At 38.4% G+C, this 22,719-nt stretch carries 19 protein-coding genes and 2 pseudogenes; 2 read left to right on the forward strand and 19 right to left on the reverse strand.

What is annotated here, in order from left to right; genetic code table 11:
* Window positions 1-10: 10 nt before the first annotated feature.
* The 4 genes from FNK51_RS10615 to FNK51_RS10630 form a co-directional block, all read right to left on the reverse strand.
* A complete protein-coding gene (locus tag FNK51_RS10615) occupies window positions 11-643 on the reverse strand; it encodes a YitT family protein (protein WP_141993300.1) in 633 nt (210 codons plus the stop codon).
* A gap of 588 nt (window positions 644-1,231) precedes the next feature.
* On the reverse strand, window positions 1,232-1,933 hold the full coding sequence (tatC, locus tag FNK51_RS10620) for a twin-arginine translocase subunit TatC (RefSeq protein ID WP_397269666.1): 702 nt from the start codon (window positions 1,931-1,933) through the stop codon (window positions 1,232-1,234).
* A 149-nt stretch (window positions 1,934-2,082) separates the two neighbouring features.
* Entirely contained in the window at window positions 2,083-2,295 is a 213-nt protein-coding gene (locus FNK51_RS10625; protein WP_098371765.1) for a twin-arginine translocase TatA/TatE family subunit, read from the reverse strand.
* 70 nt (window positions 2,296-2,365) lie between these two features.
* A complete protein-coding gene (locus FNK51_RS10630; RefSeq protein WP_141993301.1) occupies window positions 2,366-4,108 on the reverse strand; it encodes an alkaline phosphatase D family protein in 1,743 nt (580 codons plus the stop codon).
* Window positions 4,109-4,595: 487 nt separating this feature from the next.
* Here FNK51_RS10630 and FNK51_RS10635 point away from each other — a divergent pair, with 487 nt between their 5' ends.
* Window positions 4,596-4,748 carry an aspartyl-phosphate phosphatase Spo0E family protein gene (locus tag FNK51_RS10635; RefSeq protein WP_098371763.1) on the forward strand — a complete coding sequence of 51 codons (153 nt, stop codon included), beginning with the start codon at window positions 4,596-4,598 and terminating at the stop codon, window positions 4,746-4,748.
* A gap of 477 nt (window positions 4,749-5,225) precedes the next feature.
* On the opposite strand, the gene FNK51_RS10640 is transcribed toward FNK51_RS10635, so the two are convergent.
* The 3 genes from FNK51_RS10640 to FNK51_RS10650 all read right to left on the reverse strand — a co-directional run bounded on the left by FNK51_RS10640 (window position 5,226) and on the right by FNK51_RS10650 (window position 9,522).
* Window positions 5,226-6,209, reverse strand: a complete 984-nt coding sequence (locus FNK51_RS10640) for a 2-hydroxyacid dehydrogenase (protein WP_179891078.1) — start codon at window positions 6,207-6,209, stop codon at window positions 5,226-5,228.
* A 24-nt stretch (window positions 6,210-6,233) separates the two neighbouring features.
* Window positions 6,234-7,532: an MFS transporter gene (locus FNK51_RS10645; RefSeq protein ID WP_098371761.1), complete on the reverse strand. Its 1,299-nt coding sequence runs from the start codon at window positions 7,530-7,532 to the stop codon at window positions 6,234-6,236.
* A 1,069-nt stretch (window positions 7,533-8,601) separates the two neighbouring features.
* Window positions 8,602-9,522 carry a patatin-like phospholipase family protein gene (locus FNK51_RS10650; RefSeq protein ID WP_141993302.1) on the reverse strand — a complete coding sequence of 307 codons (921 nt, stop codon included), beginning with the start codon at window positions 9,520-9,522 and terminating at the stop codon, window positions 8,602-8,604.
* Window positions 9,523-10,490: 968 nt separating this feature from the next.
* Here FNK51_RS10650 and FNK51_RS10655 point away from each other — a divergent pair.
* Complete coding sequence (locus FNK51_RS10655; RefSeq protein WP_098371759.1) at window positions 10,491-10,994, forward strand: DinB family protein; 504 nt, start codon at window positions 10,491-10,493, stop codon at window positions 10,992-10,994.
* 179 nt (window positions 10,995-11,173) lie between these two features.
* Here the strand turns inward: FNK51_RS10655 and FNK51_RS10660 are convergent, their stop codons facing one another.
* The 12 genes and pseudogenes from FNK51_RS10660 to FNK51_RS10710 all read right to left on the reverse strand — a co-directional run bounded on the left by FNK51_RS10660 (window position 11,174) and on the right by FNK51_RS10710 (window position 22,372).
* Window positions 11,174-13,561 (reverse strand): heavy metal translocating P-type ATPase, encoded by a 2,388-nt coding sequence (locus FNK51_RS10660; RefSeq protein WP_179891088.1) that lies wholly within the window; start codon window positions 13,559-13,561, stop codon window positions 11,174-11,176.
* Between the two features lie 102 nt (window positions 13,562-13,663).
* Entirely contained in the window at window positions 13,664-13,870 is a 207-nt protein-coding gene (gene copZ / locus FNK51_RS10665; protein WP_141993303.1) for a copper chaperone CopZ, read from the reverse strand.
* Window positions 13,871-13,886: 16 nt separating this feature from the next.
* The gene (locus FNK51_RS10670; protein ID WP_230176591.1) at window positions 13,887-14,225 is read right to left on the reverse strand and encodes a metal-sensitive transcriptional regulator; all 339 of its coding nucleotides are present in this window, start codon (window positions 14,223-14,225) and stop codon (window positions 13,887-13,889) included.
* A gap of 436 nt (window positions 14,226-14,661) precedes the next feature.
* Window positions 14,662-14,852: pseudogene (locus tag FNK51_RS10675) on the reverse strand (nucleoside transporter C-terminal domain-containing protein); the annotation flags it as partial.
* 273 nt (window positions 14,853-15,125) lie between these two features.
* Window positions 15,126-16,013: a S8 family peptidase gene (locus FNK51_RS10680; RefSeq protein ID WP_098371998.1), complete on the reverse strand. Its 888-nt coding sequence runs from the start codon at window positions 16,011-16,013 to the stop codon at window positions 15,126-15,128.
* 748 nt (window positions 16,014-16,761) lie between these two features.
* Window positions 16,762-17,945, reverse strand: a pseudogene (locus tag FNK51_RS10685) (FMN-binding glutamate synthase family protein); the annotation flags it as partial.
* 394 nt (window positions 17,946-18,339) lie between these two features.
* The gene (locus FNK51_RS10690; protein ID WP_098373080.1) at window positions 18,340-18,492 is read right to left on the reverse strand and encodes a YfhD family protein; all 153 of its coding nucleotides are present in this window, start codon (window positions 18,490-18,492) and stop codon (window positions 18,340-18,342) included.
* 147 nt (window positions 18,493-18,639) lie between these two features.
* The gene (locus FNK51_RS10695; RefSeq protein WP_286178637.1) at window positions 18,640-19,206 is read right to left on the reverse strand and encodes an ATP-grasp domain-containing protein; all 567 of its coding nucleotides are present in this window, start codon (window positions 19,204-19,206) and stop codon (window positions 18,640-18,642) included.
* Window positions 19,207-19,219: 13 nt separating this feature from the next.
* Window positions 19,220-19,483, reverse strand: coding sequence for a hypothetical protein (locus FNK51_RS27165; protein WP_286178638.1), 264 nt, complete (start codon window positions 19,481-19,483; stop codon window positions 19,220-19,222).
* Between the two features lie 275 nt (window positions 19,484-19,758).
* A complete protein-coding gene (locus FNK51_RS10700) occupies window positions 19,759-20,061 on the reverse strand; it encodes a hypothetical protein (protein ID WP_098373081.1) in 303 nt (100 codons plus the stop codon).
* A gap of 168 nt (window positions 20,062-20,229) precedes the next feature.
* A complete protein-coding gene (locus FNK51_RS10705) occupies window positions 20,230-21,480 on the reverse strand; it encodes an ABC transporter permease (protein WP_141993305.1) in 1,251 nt (416 codons plus the stop codon).
* Complete coding sequence (locus tag FNK51_RS10710; protein ID WP_141993306.1) at window positions 21,473-22,372, reverse strand: ABC transporter ATP-binding protein; 900 nt, start codon at window positions 22,370-22,372, stop codon at window positions 21,473-21,475. The genes FNK51_RS10705 and FNK51_RS10710 overlap by 8 nt, the downstream gene beginning before the upstream one ends.
* Window positions 22,373-22,719 lie beyond the last annotated feature (347 nt).

Below are 22,719 nucleotides of genomic sequence, written 5' to 3' on the forward strand. Positions count from 1 at the left end.
CAAATATTTTTCATTTTACTTCTTTCACCTTGGAGGATTCGTCTAACACACTTTCCGTTGCTAATTTTACGGTATTCTGCTTCCTATCCAGCATTTTCTTTAGAAGGTATGAAAAAAGCAATGTAAACGCAATTCCCTTAACAATCGATGTATAACCGTAAACAAGAAGGCCCAATATCAGTACGATAAGATTAATAACCCTTATTGTCGCTGCAATATCTAATCTTTCATTTTTATGATGTAAAATTAAGGCAATCACGTCAAAGCCAACAGTGGAGGCATTTGCTGTTATACATAAATAATATCCTATCGCTATCAAAATCGACGAAATGATAATCACTAAACCGATATTTATATCGAAATTAATCTTCCATGAATAAAAAAAATTGAAAAAAACCATATAGCTAAGCGAACTTACGATCGATTTAATAAAGTATTCTTTCCCTAGAAAAACTAAACAAATGATTAACAGTAATCCTGTTACGAAATTGGCTAGCATGGCAATGTTATAACCCGATAATGCATTCAATAATAATGCCGAGCTAGTTACCCCGCCGTTAATAATTTCATTGGGAACGATTAAATAAGCATAGGCAAAGGTCATGGAAATGTTTCCTGCGATAATTTTCACTATATCCTTCATAAACTTCTCACCATCCCGTTCGATATTTTGATGATGCTTTCCCCCCCTAAATATATATTTATACTTGAACCATAAGATACACATTCATCTCTTACAACTATTTATTCGAACCTTTTCCCGTTCGATACTTTGAATGATTTTATGAAGTATGCATATTTTGGTTCAAGTGATTACAATAATTCGCTAACCAGAATCCTCTCTCCTTCTAATAAATAAAATAAAACATCCCCCTTAAAACTTGAAGATGTTCATTTTTACTATTTTTTTGTACAACTTAACGCTGTTCAGAAGCCTTTGAGTTTACCTGAATGAATAAGACATTCCAATAAATGATTTAAATTTCCAATGGGTTATACTAGGAGAAGGCTATTTATAATCTCGCTTCAATAGACTTAGTCCGACATTAAACAACCTGACAAAAAGATAAAAAAACTGTTTAGGTATGCAGGTAAATGTATATCCCCCTAATTAGTCCCATCAATTATTATTCCGCAATAAAAAAGTTGAGGGGTATGCCCCTCAACTTTTTAGTGTTCCATTAACTATTTCCCAAGAAATGTTTTTTCGATAAGTTGTCAATTAACCATTTCATGTTACTGGTAAAGCTGACTCATCTTTCATCAGCCTTTTTCGATAAACCATATTGGATAGCTGTACACTCACTTCATATAGCACAAGCAGAGGGACGATAACCAAAATGTCCGAAATGATATCTGGAGGCGTAATCAGGATCGAGATGATGACCAGGACGAAATAAGAAATCTTACGAGACTTTTTCAACACTGTTGGATTGATGATTCCTAATCTGGTCAGGAACATGACCACAAGCGGCATTTCGAATAAAATCCCGAAAGGTAAGATCAAATTAATCATGAACCGAAAATACTTTTCCGCTGTGAACATCATCTCGAACTGCCCGGCCGATAGGGAAGTGAGAAAACCCAGCACTATTGGAAACAACACAAAATATCCAAATGAGATACCGGTGATGAATAGAATGAAGAGCCCGGGTATGAACCGAAATGTAACTCTTCTCTCTTCCGGTTTCAGCGCTGGAGCCACAAAGCGCCATAACTGATAGGCTGCTAGCGGAATCGTCGCAGCTATTGCACAAACCGCAGCGATAATCATGTATACCCATAGGATTTCACTTGGTCCGAGCACGGCAAGCTTTCCTTCCAAATCCTTAATGAGCAAATCATAAATATCCTGTACGAATATGAAACTCACTATGAAAAAAGCCAAAAAACCTATCAGTGTTTTAATGATTCTGCCTCGGAGCTCCTCCATATGTTCAATAACGTGTAAATCCTTACTTTCCACCTTCACTCCTCCTTTTTAGACATTTCACTTGCACTATTGCAAAATAGCATTCTCCCTCGAACCCTTCTCATGAAAAGAAGCAGGCGAGTCTTTCCGCCCGCTCTATCCCATTAAATTCATCCCTCTTTTTTAACAGCTCTTAACGCAGCTTTATTCTCATTTTCTTCCTCTTTATCTGAATCATTCACCAAACCTTTGGTTGCACTTTTGAATTCGGATAAAGTCCGGCCAAATGCACGGCCTATTTCCGGCAGCTTGGACGGTCCAAAAATAATCAGTGCAATCACGAGGACAATCACCAAACCGGGTATTCCTATATTTGAAAGCATTCTTATTCACTCCTCTGATTTTCTCATTTTTCTTCGCTTTATTCTTGTCAAGTATCATTATCGTTCCCTATCAATTAGTCACTTTCCCCTGCTTTTTCATACTTTGTTTTTCATGTGCGCGATTATGGGCCCGTGTCCGATCTTCCTCGACTTCGTTCGTTTTTTGTACACCTTCCATAACCGCTGCTGATGCAACCTTTCGCAGCCCTGTTTGATCCTTATCAAAAACAAAGGATGCTCTTGTCGATATGTCTGCACCTGGTTCTGTCACGAATGGGACTACACGGTAGTCAGCCTTCCATTGTTCTGGGGTTACTTTGCATCGGACATATCCCCGGTAATCATTAAAGAACTTTATATGTGGATTCTGACTTAGTATTTTATCAGTATCCGCACGCTTATCCGCTCCATTTCCACCAGATGTGATGGAAGTTCCGACAAACTCCACACCGAAAATCTTTGAATTTGGATCATCGAAATCCGCCTTTAAATTGGCTGCCCAGCTTGCATGTACATCACCGGTCAACACGACCAGATTTTCCAGGTTGTTTCTTTTGATTACATCAATTAAACGATCGCGTGCAGCCGGGTAGCCATCCCAGGAATCCATGCTGAATTTGGGAGCGGTTGGTGTTCCATAATTCCTTTGTGCAAAGAAAATCTGCTGAGGCAAAACGTTCCACTTTGTATTTGATTTTGATAGATTGTCAGTTAGCCACTGTTCCTGCTCTGGACCTAGCAATGTCCTTTTCGGATCAAGTGACTCAGGCGTTTGCGGGGAACTTCCATCGCCGTTTGCCTGATCATCCCGGTATTGACGGGAATCCAATACAAAGAAAGAGGCCAGATCGCCATATGTGAAATTTCTGTATAACCGCATATCCGCTCCCTTAGGCAAAGATGATTTACGAAGGGGCATATGCTCATAGTAAGCTTGATAGGCGGCGGCCCTTCTCTTGATGAATGCTTCTACCGATTGTCCTTTTTCCGGAATGACATTTGCATAATTGTTTTCAACTTCATGATCATCCCAAGTCACGACCCATGGGAAAGCTGCGTGTGCCGCTTTTAAATGGGTATCGGAGCGGTATTGTGCGTACCTATTTCGATAATCCTCAAGCGTGATGATCTCCGGACCACTATGTACACGGACATTACCTGAAGAAGAAACATATTCATTTGGGCCATATTCATATATGTAATCGCCAAGGTGAAAGACAATATCCAGATCTTCTTTTGCCAAATGTTTATAGGCCGTATAATAACCATGCTCAAATTGCTGGCATGAAACAAACGCGAATGACAAGCTAGATACACTTGAACCTATTGGCGGAAGTGTTTTCGTTTTCCCAGTCTGACTTACTTCCCCTCCGCTTTTAAACCGGTAAAAATAGACCTTATCAGGTTTTAACCCGCTTACTTCCACATGAACGGAGTGGCCAAGTTCCGGCCTGGCTATTTCCTTGCCTTGCTGGACAATCTTTCTGAAATTCTCATCCTTTGCCACTTCCCATTTAACGGAAATGGCTTCTTTTGGCATTCCTCCGCCATTCAACGGATCAGGTGCCAACCTTGTCCATAAAACTACACTGTCCGATAGCGGATCACCTGAAGCTACTCCGAGAGTAAATGGATAATCACTGAATTTCGGGGCAGCATTCACTTCAATCCCGCCCATTGATTGGGCAAGGGCAAGACCTAATGAAAGTCCGGCAAGCTTACTTGCTCCCTGGATAAAGTTTCGGCGGTCCATATTCTTACCTAATTCGCTCCAATTCTTAATTAAATCATCCATTGCTCTTTCATTATTCATTGATCTTTCCCTCCTATTATTTGAATCTGGTTCAAGTATAGAAGGGCATTTTTAAAGGTGTATGAAGAAATGTAAATCAATAAATTTCCAATTAGGAATTTTCAGTCAGGACTAATGGTCCCTATTGAACACAAAAAGAGTTTTAATTCACTCATACATTTACATAGACCTACAAACTTTAACATACAACGACAGTCTTTCGCCCTAGTTCTCTTCATGAATCATTTATTTAATCGTTACAAATAACTTCCATGGGCTATTTTAACAATGAAAAATTTTTTATAAACTTATAGTATTTCATCTGTTTATGTAAGCCTAATGAAGTCTGCGGGAAAGTAGAATAAAAGCAAGATACAAAATCGGACTAATGAATGTCCAAATATTTTATGAGTATTCACTCACTTTTTATTTAAAAACATCCTAATTTATGTAATAATGGTTTCATAATAAAAAATGAAAGTACTTGAGGGATTCTGCATTGGAGAGTATGGAAGAATTAAATGAAAAAATTGAGATATTGAGGAAAGAATTAATAACTATAGGAATGATATATGGTTTTACAGCCCCAACAACATTATATAAAAGCCAGGAACTAGATAAACTATTGAATTTACTTAGGAAAAGAAAAAGAACCAAATGATTTAAAATATGTCTAATTCTACTAATACTTCTTGGGATCATTACAACTGCACACATGGAGTTATTTTAGAATTATTTTTAATAGTCACTATGCAGTTCATGCAGCATATTCCTCTTCTTAACCACCTCGTATTCTTTTCTTGGACCCGTGGACTATTCTTTCTGTAATATATCTAATGAATGATCATCCCTTCTAACCTAATGCTTCCTAGTCAAGTCTTCTACGTCTTATTTTGTTGGTTGGAATTGTGCCGTAGAACAAATTGTTTAGGGTCATTTTGAACACATACTTTCTCCCCATTAAAAAGGCATCCAAATTGAATGGATGCCTTTTTAACGAATTTTTCTTTTATGTCCTGCATTTAATAAAAAACTATCTATCTCATCTAAATTTATGAATGGTGTGAGTTTTAAATATCAACGATTCTTTTAATTTGTCATGGCCAACCTAATATTTCCGCTGTGTTAATAATTTTTACTATTTTTGTGACTGAAGTCCTTTCAATTCAGGGACAACATTGCTTACCTCCCTTCCAGTAACCGCTGCAACGAGGTTCTTCGCCGCAAGCATGGCCATATCAAATCGTGTTTGATGAGTAGCTGAACCTATATGCGGCAAGGTAACCACGTTCGGCATGGCTAAAAGCGGATTGTCAGGCGATACGGGTTCCTGTTCAAATACATCCAAACCAGCTGCAAGGATTTCCTTATTTCGCAGTGCTTCAATGAGGGCCTTTTCGTCCACCGTCTGACCGCGGGATGTATTGATAAAGATCGCAGATTTTTTCATCAGCGCGAATTGCTCCCGTCCCATAAGATGCCTCGTCTCCGGAGTATAAGGGACCATTAAAAGAACGAAATCGGATTCCCGTAAAAGGTGCTCTAAAGAGGAGTAGGTTGTACTGAGCGTTTCCTCCACTTCGGATTTTCTTCGCCGATTATGATACAAAACTTCCATGTTAAAACCGAATTTGCCTCGTCTTGCAATAGATTCCCCAATTCTCCCCATACCGATGATGCCCAATGTTTTCCCATGAACATCAACGCCAAAGAGGGGTTCATCGCCTTTATTTCCCCACTTGCCATCCTTTACAAGCTTGTCCAGTTCCGGAATACGGCGGGCTGCTGAGAGCATTAAGGCTAAAGCTAAATCAGCCACGGTTTCATTGAGTACATCAGGTGTATTTGTACCGATTATGCTTCTCTTTTTCATTGCCTCTAGATCAAAGTTGTTGTAGCCTACCGAGATATTGCTGACAGCCTTTAGACATGGAGCATGGTCCAGAAATTCATCATTTATTTTTTCTCCTGTGATGAGCAGACCCTCCACATCGGAAATTTCCTTTAACAGCTGGCTTCTGGTGATTGGTTCAGGGCCTTTCCATTTTTCATACTGACAATATTTCGAAATAAATGCCTCTACCTCGGCCGGTACTGGTCTTGCTATATACACTTTTGGCATCAATTTATGTCCTCCTCGATTACCCTATTCTTGAATAGGATGTTTTACAATAAACCAATAACAGATTGCGGCGCATCCGGCGATTAAACCGCCAGATATAAAGGCAAGAGAGTAAGAACCAGTTGCATCCACTATCATGCCTGCCACAACAGGGGAAAAGGCTCCACCAAAATAACCGCCAAAATTCTGAATTGCACCTACGGAAGCAACCATGGAAGGAGGAGCAATGTCACCGGCAAGTGCCCACGCGCTGCCTGTAATGGCAGAAATAAAACAAAGGGCAAGGGTCAGTAATGTTAAGGTAATAGCGAGCCCTTTGGCAAGTGGAACTGCACATACAACAATAGCGGCCGAGATGGCACATATACTAATTAAGGCACGCTTTGCTTTAATAGGTGTAGTAATTCCTTTGTCGACCCATTTTTTAGTAAGATATCCTCCGAAAATATTGCCAAAGATTCCGCCAAGCCAAGGAATACCAGCATATATACCCATTTCTTTAAGTGAGACATGATGGACATCAAACAAATAAAGGGGAAGGAAGACAAGGAAAATGTTCCAAATCCAAATGGTACAGAAGAAGCCCAGAATCATCCCCCACACGCTTCGATATTTAAATAACGAACCCCATTTTATTTTTGATGATTGAATACCTTGCTCCACTCCACCACCTTCCGACTTAATGTAATCAAATTCCTCCTTGGAAAGTTTTTGGCTTTTTTCAGGATTTTTATAAAAAATAACAAAACCGATCGCGAAGATGATGCCGATCACACCCGTTATATAAAACAGCGCTCTCCATCCAAACGTCACCATGATGAAAACGAGAATTGGCGGTGCAATGGCTGGTCCCCATTTGGACGAAGAATCCCAAATTCCAGTTGCCAAGCCTCGTTCCTTTTTAGGAAACCAATACGAAGTGATCTTAGCCATCGTCGGAAAACACGGTGCTTCTCCCACTCCAAGTAAAATCCGTGCAGCAATAAATGAACTCATTTTATGAACGGCTCCGGTTAAAATGGTCGCACCGCTCCACCAAATAAGCGCAATTGTATACACCTTTTTGGTCCCGAACCGATCAATCAGCCAGCCGGAAGGAAGCTGCATTAATGCATAACTCCAAGAAAAAAAGGTTCCCAATAACCCGATTTCGGTCACGCTCAGTCCGAGATCCTTCATCATTTCGGGAGCCGCAATGGAGAGGTTGGCCCGATCTAGATAGTTGATTATTCCCCCAATCAATAACCAGATGACGACGGTCCAGCGAAATTTCCGGCCAATATTTAATGGCTTTTCTTGCTTTGTTTCCATTCTTGCTTCCATACCTTATCCCCCCTTGTTATATAAAACGCCGTAATTGGCAGCGCTTCCAAAATTAGAAAAAGTCAAAGTTCACGCTTGGAGAATATGTATATACAAGGAGGTTATTGTTTTATAATATAAAACTCGGTTTTTGTTTTGTGACAAAAAAATAAAAAGAAAATTCTATTTATTCTGTAAAGTATCGTATTATGAGGATGTGTGAATGTCAATCTTTATTCTTATTTTTAGGATTATATTCCTAGCAAACGTTTTATGCCAAGTGGGGAAAAATTGATAGACCGTTTTTTTGAGAGTAAAATCATAACAAACTTTAGCCCACGATCCATTTCCATCTCTGGCTTTGCTACCGGAAAGGCTTAGAGACGTTTTTTATTACTTTTCTATAATATAAGCAAGCGCTCCTGATACATGCGGGACGTCCATAGACGTACCTGATAAAGCAGTATGTAGTTTACCAGATAAGTGGGACATTAATTGTTCGCTTGGCGCTGCTGAATCCACTTTTCTATTGGTATTACAATATCTTAATGGAAACTGGGATGGTTAACGGAGCTTCCACTACTTCCTGATAAGCACCCGGAATACTGTTTTCATTTGTTTTGGAGATCCCATCCCTTCGCACATTTACTACAACTATATTTTTTCTCAGTATTTTTTAAAGAGGTATGAAAGGCTGTCTCATCATCCGTTCCTCACAGTGACATTGAGTTCCTCCTATCTCTTCTCCTTTTAGGATCTGTTCATTGAATTTCATAATTTATAGCGGAAACGATTTATTCGATTGATCCATCTCCTGAATCTGGTAAGGGAATTCATTTATGGTATATATTTCTTCCAACGTTGTTTTCTTTTTTCAATCTTTTATTTCCGTTTATCCATTTAAAAAATTCTAAAATAATATCTCTGGTTAATTTTTTATGATTTCGCATTTCCATTTTTTGCTTTTAAGCTCAAGACAACTATGCCTCATATTAAACTATTGATCGTTAGTTCAATAAGAAAAAGAGCCGTTGTAACAGCTCCTTGTCCCACTCTTTCACCCTTTTGAAACGATAGGGTAATGTTTCTCCTACTTATTTTTTACTCTTTGCATCCGTTTGTGCTTATATTGTTCAAAATCCCACTCAGACAAAAATTCTTTTGCAGAAGTATAGCCTGATTTATAGAGAAAGTCGATTTCATCCTCATTCAGTTCAAAGTCCGTTGCGTTGATGCCGCCAGTAGGAATTTGAATCGTGCGTTCAATCGTTTCTTCGTTCATATGTCGTAAATCATGGGCTTGAAGCATCGTTTTAAATATATTTTTGAAAAGGTGGATTGGCGTTGGTATAACCGGATCTATGTTAACTTCATCTTTCACAAAATGGAATCCGAATGTTGGAAAGCGAGGATTGTCTGTATCGAAAATCCATATTGGGAAGTTACTAAGTAAACCACCATCTAAAATGTAGGATTTTTTCCGGTCTTTTGATTTCCAAATAACCGGACGGAAGAAAAATGGTAGAGAGGCACTCATCATTACGGCAGTTGAAACTTTTAAATCAGCAGGAGACATCCCATAACGTTCCAAATCATCTGGCAAAATAAGCATCTGACCATTCGAAACATCAGATGCAATTATCTTCAACTTTCCATCTGGAAGATCCGTGAATGTCCTAATCCCTTTTTCTGAAAGAAGAGAATCCACCCACGTTTCCAAATAGTCGTTTTTATAAATCCCAAGGTGAACCATAAGTTCCAAAAAGGAGCCAAAAACAGGAATTCGATTTAGAATTGTCTTGCCTCGCATCTTTGAGTAGTTGATTTCACTATACCGTTCTCTAATTTCATGGCTTTTATAGCCACTAGCCAAAAGAGCTGCGATTACTGCTCCTGCTGATGTCCCAGCGAGTCTTTCCCATTCTACTTTTTCCTCTTCCATTGCTTGAATCGCTCCAATAAAAGCAATTCCCCTGACCCCCCCACCTTCAAAAACGGCATCTGCTTTCATTTTTTTCCACCCCTCGATAAGAGTTATTATAATTATTAACAATACTTTCAAATAAAGCGAATTTTCACACTCTTAAAATCCAAAAATCAGCCCCGTCAGTTGAAGAATAAAACCGCTTGACATCGATGATTGGAATTAATGTCGGTTCTATTTTTCTAACAAATTAGTTCGCTAACAGGATCTAGATTCTCATGGTTGTGTTTTTCAATCTCTAACACAACTTCTGTAATATCATGTTCTTTGACCTTGCCAGCTTTTCAGGTTGTTCGCATGATTAACCGCACTTCTAATCTCTGTTTATGCTTTCCATCCCTGATTGACAATTGGTTGCATATCCATCCATTTTTCCTTTTTTATTTTTTAAAACCTTTATCAAAACTACATGTCTGTTGATTCCCTATTTGAGAAACCCTTCATCTACTATGGCTCTACTATTATATTAAAAGTGGATAGACCCCTTAACATAGGTGAACGCAAAAGTGATGGTAATCAAACATAATAACTGTAGTAGGATGGCATCTTTTATCATGGTATGTATAAAACGAGGAAATTGCATGGACAAATTATCAGATCCCTTCTAAAAAACTTTATCGAATCAAAATAATGTTTATATTGTTGAACTAATGCCTCAAAGTGGGTAAGGTCATTTATGTAAACTAACAGAATTTAATTATTTATCTTTCTTCCAAAATAGTAAAGTATCTACCTCACTTCTTCTTTTATTTAGGCTCTACTAAACTTTAAGTTATCTCAATAGAAAATTATTGGATTAATTATTCAAAAAGAATAAGGACACTAAGATTAGTATTGGGAACTAAGAGGAACGTTCAGCAGTTCTTTTTTGGTGAAAAACCAATTTATTCACTTATCAAAAAAGTAATTTTCTTTACAGGATGACCGTTATTTTTTATAGAGGTATTTTTTTAATTATGTCGAAAAGGATATGTAACAATTGAAGGAGTGAAAAAATGGAAATGAACCGTGCAAGGAAAATGTATGATTACCACGTGTGGGCTAATCAGCAAGTGTTCCAAAACCTAAAACAATTACCGGACGGAGTCTATGGCGACACGATAAAAAGTGTCTTTCCATCCATCAAGGAAGTCCTTGTTCACCTTTACGCAACAGATATTACCTGGTTGGAAATAATGAAAGGATGCACCATTCAAGATACTTTTAAGAAAGTTGAACAGCGGCGGAAAGAAGTGGACGGAGTCTCAATAAGTGAACTTGAATCCTCCTATGATGAACTTGCAAAGGATTATGATAATTTTTTTACTTCACAGCCTGATTTTGAACGGACCATTGTAACCGAACATCCCAAAATGGGGGCTTGTGAGTTTGTACTTGCCGACCTCATCCATCATGTAGTGAATCATGGGACCTATCATCGCGGTAACGTATCAGCGATGCTCCATCAACAAGGCGAGCGTGGCGCACCAACGGATTATGTATTTTACTGTTTAAAATAAGCGGTTTGGCAACCGAAAGTATGAAGGAACATCATTTAGGGGTCGCTATAAACATCCAGATGAAAGCCGATGATTCCCTTGCCAAGGAATCATCGGCTTTTATTTGTTGGGAATGAAAATCCAAACGCTCGTGGCATGGTTAGTCAGTACAAATGCCTTCATTATATGTTACATGATCTTCAGAGCTTTACCCGTTGAAGGCGAAGTGCATTCAATACGACTGATACAGAACTGAAAGCCATGGCAGCACCAGCTAACCAGGGGGCAAGCAGTCCGATTGCCGCAATTGGTATCCCGATTACGTTGTAGGCAAAAGCCCAGAATAGGTTTTGTTTGATATTCCGCATCGTTTTCCTGCTCATGAGGATTGCATCAGCAATACTGTTCAAATCACCCCGGATCAAAGTGATATCGGCAGCTTCCATGGCTACGTCCGTCCCGGTTCCTATGGCCATTCCTATATCGGCTAGTGCCAGCGCGGGAGCATCATTTATACCATCTCCGACCATTGCCACTCTTTTACCGGCTGCCTGCAGTTTTTTCACTTCTTCCGCTTTCCCTTCAGGAAGGACTTCTGCAATCACTTGGTCAATGCCCACTTGATTTCCGATGGCATTTGCTGTCCTTTGATTATCCCCGGTTATCATGATGACCTGGATATCCATTGCTTTCAACCTTTTAATCGCCGTTAGCGAGGTATCTTTTATCGTATCGGCAACGGCAATGAGGCCTGCATATTCACCTTCAATGCTAGCGAGCATTGCTGTCTTCCCTTGCTCTTCAAAAGCTTCCATCGCTGTTAGAGCATTAGTAATATCCACGTTATTTTGCTTCATCAATTTACGCGTTCCGACGTATAACACTTTTTGATCCACTACAGCTCTCACGCCGTATCCAGGAATCGCTTCAAATTCCTCAATCGCAGCAAGTGATATCTGTCTTGCTTGAATTCCTTGAACGATTGATTGCGCAAGAGGGTGTTCAGATTGTTTTTCAGCTGCGCCGATTAGAGATAAAAACTGTTCTTCTTCCATACCGTTCTCGATGAGGACATCGGTCAACACTGGGGTACCATTTGTCACTGTTCCCGTTTTATCCAAAATGACCGTATCTATATGGTGTGTGGTTTCCAAGTGTTCCCCGCCTTTAAATAAAATACCGAATTCAGCGGCCCGACCTGATCCTGCCATGATGGATGTTGGAGTGGCCAGACCTAAAGCACATGGACAGGCTATGACTAGCACTGCAATCATCGCTTCAAAAGCTGGTGTGAATTCTCCAGGGTTAACCCATATCATCCAAACCAGAAAAGTTAAAAGGGCGATTCCGACAACAATGGGAACGAAGACACCGGAAATTTGGTCAGCAAGACGTTGAATCGGGGCTTTGGACCCTTGAGCATCTTCAACCACTTTTATGATTTGAGAAAGAGCTGTATCCCTTCCGATCTTTGTCGCTTTCATTTTGAGAAAACCATTCTTATTCAATGTTGAACCGATCACAGTATCCCCGTTTGTTTTATCCACCGGAATGCTCTCACCCGTTAACATGGATTCATCAACGGCAGAGTTCCCTTCGACTACTTCTCCATCGACAGGGATCTTTTCACCCGGCTTCACCAATATCGTATCTCCCACGATGACTTCCTCAAGTGGTATTTCGCGTTCTTCCCCGTTCCTTAACACCAATGCCGTTTTGGCCTGAAGCCCCATCAATTTTTTGATGGCCTCGGAAGAACGTCCTTTTGCTTTTGCTTCAAAAAGCTTCCCTAATAGAATGAGGGTGATAAGAATCGAACTAGTTTCGAAATAAAGTTGTGCCGTATTGTGATGGGATCCCATCGATATGATCGCCTGATAAACACTGTAAAAATAGGCAGCGGATGTTCCCATTGCGACTAATACATCCATATTGGCACTTTTATTTTTCAAGGCTTTATAAGCCCCAACATAAAACTGCTTTCCAATCAGAAATTGCACTGGGGTGGCGAATGCCATTTGCACCCAAGGATTCATGAGGAAATCAGGCATATAAATAAACGAAGTAAAACTAAAATGACTTACCATCGCCCATAACAATGGAAATGATAATATGACCGAAAGAATGAATGTATTCTTTTGTTTTTGAATTTCTTTTTGACGGAAATCCACGGATTCCGTGTTATCTTCCTTGATGATCGCCCCATACCCTAACTTCTCCACCCGTTGAATGATGTCAACTGGGGAGGCTTCGGAAGGATCATATTCGACTGTCGCATTTTCAAGCGCAAGGTTCACATTGGCCATGCTTACTCCATCAAGCTTATTTAACCCTTTTTCAATTCGGTTAGCACAGGCAGCACAGGTCATGCCCGTAATCGTAAATTCCTTTTTCTCTTTTACTACATCATAGCCAAGATCTTGAATTTTCTTTTCAAAGTCCTTGTTGCTTAATTTTTCCGTATCATATTTAATGACCGATTTCTCAAGAGCCAAATTAACGGTGGCTTCCTCAACGCCTTCCATTCGGTTTAACCCTTTTTCAATCCGGTTTGCACAGGCAGCGCAAGTCATACCTGTAATCTGCATTGTTGTTTCTTTTATTTGGCCGCTCACATCATCCCCGCCTTCCCATACCGCTATGGGGTATATTTTTTTGTAAAAAAAAGTGCTTAACAGCACTCCCATGACTTATTCGACATCGTAGCCTTGATCATCGATTGTTTCTTTTATTTTATCAAGTGATACTTTTTCCTTATCAAACGCTACATCTACTTTTCCTGCGTCCAAATGTACTTTTACGCTTTCAACACCTGCAAGTTTTCCTACATTCCCTTCAACTGCATTCACACAATGACCACAAGACATTCCACTTACACTCAATGTTACATTTTCCATTTCAACATCTACTCCTTTATTTTTTCATTAATTTTTGTATCGTTACAAGCACTTCATCTATAACCTCTGTATCCCCTTCATTCAGGCGTTCGACCACACAATTCCTTAGATGGCCTTCCAATAATATCTTGGCTACACTATTCATCGCGCTTTGTGTAGCTGCTATTTGGGTAATCACATCATCACAATACGTATCTTTTTCAATAAGACCCTTTATACCGCGAATTTGACCTTCAATTCGATTTAACCGGGTCGTTAAATTCTTTTTTACTGCTTCTGAGTGATGACTTCTTCGGCCGTGGGAAGAGGTCGTACAGCATTCTTCTTCATTCACAGAATCTTTATCATTCAACATTTCATCCATTTCCCATCCCTCCTTGAAATTAATATACCATACCCTCCTATCCTATGAAAAGAGAAAAGCTATTGTGTCAATATTTCTTTATTCTTTGCTTTTTAAGTATATCTAATCCTTAGTCTGTTTAACAAAACTACACACAAAATACCCCATGCGAAGCTAAACAAAAAAGGATGAACTACATGAGTCTACTAAGGATGCAAATAAAAACACTCATCTCCGGAGAAATGAGTGTTTTTGGATCTTAATACCCTACGCTGGCATAATCCCGATAAAGTTTAACGGATTTCAATTTTTTAGTTGGTTGTCTGTTTTAAAATTGCATAGTTAACACACCGAAATTAATAGATATGTTTGTTTTCAAATAAAGGATGTTCTTACTCCACACCTTTTAGTTGAATACACAAAAAAGTAATATATTTTTTATTGGTTATCAAACAAATAATCCAACAATCATAGCACTTAACAAGGAGACAGCCATGCCGCTAAGCAACAGCTTCCAAACATTCCTTCCGATAATGTGCGATTTTTCATCATCGAAGATAGAATTGAACGTACCATAAATCAAATCATGCCAACTGTACTGAAATTGGCAAATGAGGTGAGATACGTAACTGCCACTGCGTTCCTTTATTCGATTCCAGAGTGCCAGAGAAATATAGAAAGTTATAAGTAGGCGGCTACTGCAGAGTTCAAACTTTGAAGAAGCTTTTTAGGTTTAATAATATTTCAGCTTGTTAGACCTAGAGTTTTATTTTCATAGTAGTTTAATAAGCAATAAATTTACAAAAAAAAACCCTTTAACTCCCAGAGGGTTTGTATCACTTTGTATCCGAGTTCCTAACACAATATGCAATGAAATTAGGATCATATACTTTTCTGTTCTCTATCTTAAGGCTACCTAAACTCCCTTAAAACTTTTTTTATATTTTCTAATTTCTGGTGATTTAGTTTCAGCATTCCATGCCCTTCTTGAGTCTTTGGTTTGCCCAGCGAAACTGTATTATTTATGAGTTCATTAAATTCTTCTAACTCTGTTAATTTACGGCCAAGTATTGTTTCAAATTTATTTATCAAAAGCGCAACAGCCCCTGACACATGTGGGGCAGCCATGGATGTACCTGATAAGACGGCAAATTGGTTACCAGGAAAGGTTGATACAACTTTCTCCCCAGGGGCTACTAAATCCACTTCACCATTAGAATTACTAAATCTGGAAATTCGTTCACGCCGGTCAACTGAGCCTACTGCCACAACTTCCGGATATGCAGCTGGATAACTGTACTCGTTTGTTTCGGCCTTACCATCGCCTTCATTTCCCGCGGCACACACGACCATTATATTAGATTGAACGGCGTTTATAATCGACGAATGTAAGGCCGGATCATTATCCGGTCCCCCTAATGACATCGAGATAACCCGTACTTTTTCGCCATTAGGACCTGTCCAATTGACAGCGTAATTAATAGCTGACGTAATGTTTTCTGTTGTTCCTTCTCCTGATCCATTTAAAACCTTAAGTACCAGCAACTTCGCTTTAGGTGCTGCACCTACAACTCCAAAACCATTTTCTGCTGCTGCAATGGTTCCGCAAACATGAGTCCCGTGTCCGTTATTATCGGCAAATTTGACAGGATCACCATAATAATCGTCCGTGAAATTATATCCACCAATAATTTGATCAATCAAATCAGGGTGATCTGACTGGCATCCTGTATCGATTACGGCTACTACTATGTTCTCACCCTTAAACCCTTCTCTCCAAATAGAGCGTGCACGAATCATTCTAATACCTCGTGGAACTTCCAAGGTATTTTCTGTTATTCCTTCTACTTGGAAGGGTACTAATTGAACATTTGGCAATTCTAGCCTCTCCCTTCATATTAACCCTAAGACGGGCAGAAACACCTCCTTTTGTAATAACAATTGAGGGGAATCCACACTTAAAACCCGTTTAGGAACGCTGAATCCAATAACATTGATTACAGCCTTTCTTTATCCTATGAATGGAGACAAGCTTTTGCTATAAACCTTAGTCTAATTTGATATTTTAGTTTACTAAAACAAAATACATTTAATTGAGATGGAGTAGATATATCACCGTTTACAAATCCTTAGTAAAAAGAAGAAATGGAAATCTATAATCATCAGAACCTTAGCAAAAATAGTAATTACATAAACGACCTTATTGGAGAGGAAAAAAAGCTACCTCCTCGGCAGCTTTTGCACTTCCATTATAATAACCAATATAGACTTACATTTATTATGCATATATTCAAATATGGACTAGGTAAGGGGTAAATAATTGATGACTAAACAAACCCTTTTTAAAGGAACTACAATTTTCATTATAAAGATATCGAGATTCGCCAAGGGATTAGTAAACTTAGCATCTCCCTCAAACAGGTTGGGTGGATATCCATCCTTCAAGGTCATTCATTCTTTAGTTAATTTTTCAACTATTTTATATTGTATATATGATTCTGTTCCTGTTTTTCGTACATTTGCTGATAGCTGCGTACACACTCAATTATTACTCTTTTGGTTTGTATTCCCAAGGTTCAAATGAAAAAGGAATTCCAATCATTTTGCAGTCAATTCATCATAGGAAAACTAAATATTTTTTTGAAAACTCCTTTAAGGAGCGTTTCCCCATCGCTCTTAATGCCATTTTCATTTCTTCTATACTTGCTGTAAAGACTTTCTCTGCTGCTTTTACTCCATCTTCTATCTTAAATTGATCCTTGAATTCACCTTGATTCCAAACAACTTGTGTAGGTGGTTCAAAGGGAAGAGCATTCAATGCTTGACTATGTGAGACAGCAAATAATATGGCAGATCCTACATAAACAGCATCAGCACCGAGTGCAAGTACTTTTAAAAAGTGCCCAGGTACTAATAGCCCTCCTGAGACAATTAAACTAATTTGCCCCTTCATTTTTCTCTTTTCTAAATGATTAACAGCCCGGACAACTGCATGTAATGTCGGTATTCCCATGTCATCGGATAAAATGGGTAGTAGTGCACCGTGTGTGGCTGCTTGGCCGCCGTCAATCGTAATGAAATCAACACCGAGTTCAATTAAATGGTCTATATCTTCTTCAATTTTTCCACCTGCCCCCATTTTCACACCAATGGGAACACCACCAGTTATGCTCCGAAGTTCATTAACAATTTTTTTAATATCTTTCAATGTTTGATTTTCAAAAAAATGTTCAAAAAGACTCCATCCTCATTCTCTTTAAGCCACACCACTTCATGAGCCCGACCTGTTAAATTTTCGGGTGAAATTTTTCCACCCATCCCAGCTAGTGCGCCTTGTCCGAACTTAAATTCAATCATGTCGGCACGCTTAATAAGCTCTTCTTCCTTTGACCATTCTGTTTTTGAAAACTGTAAAATATATTTTCCTGTTTTATCTAATTCTTCAGGTATTACTCCGCCTTCTCCGGAATTAATCGCGGTTCCTACATTTTTTGCTGCTTCCGCCAAAGAAAGCCTTGTTTGTTCACTAAGTGCGATACCATAGGTCATCCCTGTAATCATAAGAGGAATTTGGTTTTTTTTGCTTTTTGGTCCAATGGTTACCTTAACATCAACGTCTTCTTCACCATCAATAGGAAATGGTGTCGTTTAAGCAGGGATAAAGGTAATTGGATCCAAATGCGGCCATTTTTTTGAAGAGCCAAGTGGTCGATGCAGGACGTCACCTGCTTCATAACTAGTTTGTTTTTTTAAAAAATTAATCTTATATTCGTTCATACAACTTTATTAGAGACATACCATTATTTTTGTTGTAAAACGCATTGTGTTTAACGAATACTAGAGTTATGTAATTTTATTAGGTACATCAGGGAAAAAGTCTAGCTTCAAAGCATAAAACCGTGTTTTTTGCTCTGATCTTATACTATTGCCACATTTTTTTATTTAAAGGCACTGGTTAAATGCTGTTGATTTTTCACAAAGAAAAAAGGACCATATTAATAGGGTCCTTGTGAAACATCTTCTTCAACAAACGCAAGGTTGGTTCTATAGAAATTATTAAAAAACAGCGCGATTTGTTTTACTAAAATTTGAAAAAAGAGTGTAATCAATCACTTTTTTTGTAGTATCATTTAGGTCTTGTAGCTCTTATTTTCGCACTTTCACCTAGCTCACGCGAAAACTCTTCATTCACACGATCCGGTTCGATTTTTAAGTTATTGGGAGTTTGAGCTAATGATTTTTTTCTGCTAGATGATTTTTGATTGTTTGATCTTCCCATAATATTGCCTCCTAACTATATTTTAATCTTTATTAGTATGGCTAAGAATCACATTTATATATCTTTAGATTTGTTCATGAACGACTTTTTTCCTTATAAAATTTTTTTGGGACTGCTCCTTCTTTTACTACTACGCACCTGATAGTTCTATAAGAAAAATTTAAATTTAAGCTGAAGAGTTTTCAGTAATGACTTTTTCATTGCCTCTACAAAGTTCTTCAGTGTTTCATCAGATATTTCTAACAAGGAAAGATAGGGATTTAAATCTTCTAATTCAACTAATAAAAGTTCACCTTGTTCATTCCGACAAGCATCAACTCGTTGAATCCCCCAATCAAGATTATTCCATTCAAAAAATTTGTTTGCAAAAGTTAAATCTTCTACAGTAGGTGCATATTCTTTTAATTCCCATCTTTGATCTTTATCTGGTGCATAAAGAGCATACTGAAATTCTTTATCGATAAAATAAAATGAAACCTCATACTCAAAGTTGATAAATGGTTGTACTAATGTGTTTTTTGATTCTGAATCAACTTTATCACTCAATTCATCTTTCGTTACAAATTCCAAACCGATTGAATCTGCACCATCTTTTGGCTTTACAATATACGTCTCTACATTAGGGAGTTTATCTAAAGAATCAAGAGTTTCTATAGTTGGAATAACAGGAAATTGAGCATTCGTTAGTTCAATTAAGTATTCCTTCCCGTTCATATCAGACTTTCCGTTAAATGAATTGTATGTTTTCAAAATATCCAGAAACTACTCTATTGCGGAATGCTTGATACGTATCCTTAAAATTCGCTACTGGACCAGCATTTCGAAATACTATTAAGTCAAAATCTTTTTCAAACGTTTCAGTGTCTTCAGGATGACAAATGCCCAACTTAAAATCTTCTCTAAGCTTCGAAGTAAGGAACAAATCCTCCTCATAATAATTTCTTCCTTTTGCTTCATAGTATAAATCTGTTACGAACAATAGTGTGTTCATTAACCCTCACCTGCTTTACATTTATTTTCATTGATTTAAAAAGGATTTAAAAACAAAAAAGGGCTGTCCTAAAAGTCAGTAAAATGACTTTTAGGGGCAACCCTTTTTCGTATTGGCTTGGTGATACTTCTTTAAGGGGTACCACCATATTTTTAAGTCATTACCATGATCGAGAAGTTTGGACTCCACTCTTAAGAACGTAAATGTGGAACCCATATATCCTCAAATCCAAAAAAGCTAATTAAAAACCGGAACTTGATTGGATAATGGGAATATTACTGTTCTTTTGAAATATTATTATTCCTTTTCTTTTTCAATAAAAGAATGATGGCAATGATAAAGGCAACTGCGCTATATATCCAGGTATACATAAAGGCAAGACCCAATCCTATATTTGCATCCATATAATCGTTTTTCACATGATCTATGGCTAAATATAAAAGCGGTGCAGCTCCAATGATGAATAGGATGACAAAGAGAACATTCTTTTTCGGATTCCTGCTTGATAAAATAATAATGATGAAGGATAGCAAGAGAAACGCTTCTGAAGCTATCGTCAACGTTACCAGATTGCTCATTATAGTTCACTCCTAATCGCGGTTTCATAAATGGAATATATTTATGTTCCCTTATATCTATGTTACTTTTCCATTTTCATTAATCTCAAAATATTTTTTATTTGAATGGTATTATCTTATTAAAAAACCTGAATACCTTCAACAGGAATGAAGGATCCAGGTTTCATGTTAATTTTTCTTTGATAATTGCAAGGCATTCTTGATGCTTTTCAGTGATTTTGAGCTTCCGTACATCAAGACTCCACCACGATAGATTTTTGCCCCGATTATTCCTAGTAAAACAATGGATAAGATCAACACAGCAATGCTGATGGCGATTTCCCAGAATGGAACTTCAAGCATCCCTACGCGCAAGAACATGATCATTGGCGTGAAAAATGGAATGAATGATGTAATCGTAATATAACTCGCTGACGGATTCCCCAGTCCAAACATCGCAATCATGAAGGCAATGACGACTAACATGGTCATCGGTGAAATCATTTGCTGGACATCTTCAATTTTGCTGACAACGGACCCAAGACATGCCGCAAGAGTCGCGTACAGAAAATAACCAAGCAAAGCGAAGATTATCGCATAAATGATTGTTGAGATATCGGTGCTTCCGAAACCGAAAAATGAAAAGAATCCTTCATCCATACCTGTCAAGTTTTGTTTAATCGAGAAATAGCCCACTCCAAAAAATAAAATCATTTGCGTAAGACTAAGCAAAGCAACACCCATTATTTTGGCAAACATCTGTGTTACTGGCGGGACACTTGAAATCAGGATTTCCATGACCCGTGAGGTTTTCTCAGTAGCCACTTCCATTGCAATCATCGTTGCATACATCAATACACCGAAATAAATGACGAATAGGAGCACATACACAAGACCGCGTGCCTGATTGAGATCCTCTTCCGTTTTTGCATTTTTCTGAAGCGCAATCGTATCAAATGCTGGCGGCGTATTTAATTGAGCGATTTGCTGCTCTGTCAAATTCAATTCCTTCGCAGTTATTTGACCCTTCAATTGGGTAAGCGCTAAAAGCAAATCATTACTTACCGCAGAATCTGAAATTTGATTCGCTTTATACGTTCCCTTGAAGCCGACGGCTTCGTCCTTTTCGATTAACAAATAACCAACGATTTCTTCTGCGCTGACCATTTCCTCCGCTTCCTTTTCATCCTGGGCGGATATTATCGATAGGTCATCGTTCACACCTGCTACCGCTTTTTTATAAGAATCAAATAAGCTACCTTCAGTCTTATCGATGACGGCAACCTTTTCCTGATCATCACTGTCGAATTTATCAATAAGATTCGAAATATTCGTAAGGACAAGAATCAGGGCCATCATAATGATTGTAGAAATGATAAAGGATTTCGTTTTTAATTTTGATAGATATGTATGGGAAAGGACAATCCAAAAGTTATTCATAGACGGCACCCACTTTTTCAATGAAAATATCCGTCAGCGATGGTTCTTCCAATTCGAACTTCCGGACGAAACCTCTTGGAACAAGATCACGAATCATGTTCTCAGCCACATCTTCACCAGTGACTTGAAGAATTTTTCCTTCCATCGTGTTCTTTACTTTTGTTACACCTGAATAATTATCCAAAAAGGATAAGTCAAAATCAGCTTTAATTGACACATTCTTTTTACCAAAAGAACGCTTGATTTCTTTTAATTTTCCAGACACAACAGGAGAACCTTTATGCATGATGCAAAGATGCTCACACATCTCCTCAACATGCTCCATGCGATGGCTCGAGAAAACGATTGTCGTACCGCTGTCCCTTAAGTCGATGACGGCTTTCTTCAGTATTTCCACATTCACGGGATCCAGTCCGCTGAAAGGTTCGTCAAGGATAAGTAATTCAGGTTTATGAATCATGGATGCGATCAGCTGGATTTTTTGCTGATTTCCCTTTGAAAGCTCTTCAACTCGCTTATCAATATACTCGGGAACCATAAAGCGGTCTAGCCAATACTCCAATTCTTTCAAAGCATCCCTTTTGTTCATCCCTCTTAATCTAGCCAAATACACAATTTGATCACGGACCTTCAGTTTTGGATATAGTCCGCGTTCCTCAGGAAGATAGCCAATCAATGAACTTGTCGTATAATCGATTTTGTTACCATCCCAGATCACTTCCCCTTCAGTCGGGTCAAGCAGGCCGAGTATCATTCGGAACGTAGTCGTTTTCCCCGCTCCGTTCCCACCTAAAAAACCGAACATTTCTTTCTCGGGAATAGTTAAATCAAGCTGGTTGACAGCTGTGAATTCCCCGAATTTTTTCGTAACTTTTTTAATTTGTAAAGCCAATGGACAACCTCCTATTATATGATTCTTAATATATGTTACCGGAAAGGTTTTCCAATTTCAACTATCACCCAGGACTAAATAACTCTTTTTCCCTTCGATTATATGCAAATTTTCACAAATGATGTCCCCTCCACCAGTTTGCCAGGGGATCCAAAATACCTTAGATGATTTCATGCAGATTCCCATTCGCGGATTTTCAATTACACACGATATGTCTAGTTTAATCAATGGGTAAATACTAAAAAAATTGGACGTCCCGATTAAAGGAGCGTCCATAAGTTTTTAAGAAGCTATATGCAAATCATTTTTTTGGGTGGAACTTAAGAACACAATCTCTAAAAAAAAGA

This window comes from Bacillus sp. B4EP4a, assembly GCF_006680105.1.
GTDB lineage: Bacteria > Bacillota > Bacilli > Bacillales > DSM-1321 > Peribacillus > Peribacillus simplex_E.